2 protein-coding genes are annotated in these 1015 nt (G+C 42.5%); both read right to left on the minus strand.

The window, feature by feature from the left end; translation table 11 throughout:
- A partial coding sequence (locus A3729_RS08440; protein ID WP_156497807.1) for a hypothetical protein occupies positions 1-327 on the minus strand: 327 nt, incomplete at its 3' end.
- Between the two features lie 284 nt (positions 328-611).
- The gene (gene rplL / locus A3729_RS08445; RefSeq protein ID WP_068507428.1) at positions 612-992 is read right to left on the minus strand and encodes a 50S ribosomal protein L7/L12; all 381 of its coding nucleotides are present in this window, start codon (positions 990-992) and stop codon (positions 612-614) included.
- Positions 993-1015 lie beyond the last annotated feature (23 nt).

A 1015-nucleotide genomic window follows, 5' to 3' on the forward strand; every position in this document is an offset into this window, starting at 1 on the left:
ATAAATAATCAATCGAACCTTAACACGCAATGGAGCTGCGTATGTTACACCACGCTGAATACACTCTTTTACGTCAAATGCGGGTTCACCCAAACGGTAGCTCACATATTCTAATGCAGCATTACCTGAGAAGCTCAAAATTGGAAAAACTGACTTGAATGCAGCGTGAAGACCAACATCGTCACGAGACTCTGGGTCATTGTCACTCTGCAAGAAGCTTAAGTACGAGTCTATTTGAATAGACAAAAGATACGGCACATCCATGACGGTTGGTAACACGCCAAATTCTTTACGAATACGCTTTTTCTCTGTATACGAGTAGGCCATTTATATTCCCCAGTTTTGTGACTTAACGGTCTGAATTGTTGAACGGTTGACACCGTTTAATAACAGGCTATGTTTAGAAAGAGATACTTATTGCATGCTCAAGGCTTTGCCAAATATTCCTTTCTAACAAACCTTCTTATAGTTTGTTCTATGATGCTTGTTAGCATCAATATAATGAAAGCTATCTACTAACTAACAACAGAAAAAGGCCGGCAGCAAATGCTACCAGCCAATTTCGTTAGGATGCGTGTGCTTCTGCATGCATCAAATAACTATAATTATAGTTACTTAACTTCAACAGATGCGCCAGCTTCCTCAAGCTCTTTCTTAGCAGCTTCAGCGTCGTCTTTGCTAACGCCTTCTTTAACAGTAGATGGAGCACCATCAACCATTGCTTTCGCTTCTTTAAGGCCAAGACCTGTAAGAGCACGAACTGCTTTGATTACGTTAACTTTCTTGTCGCCAGCGCCTGCAAGAACAACGTCAAACTCAGTCTGTTCAGCGGCAGCAGCACCACCAGCGTCACCGCCAGCAGCAGGAGCAGCAGCTACAGCAGCAGCTGCAGATACGCCGAATTTCTCTTCCATTGCTTCAACTAGTTCAACAACGTCCATTACGCTCATTTCAGCGATTGCATTTAAAATATCGTCTTTAGATAGAGACATGGTCCCATTCTCCTAAATGTAAG

The organism is Oleiphilus sp. HI0043, assembly GCF_001634935.1.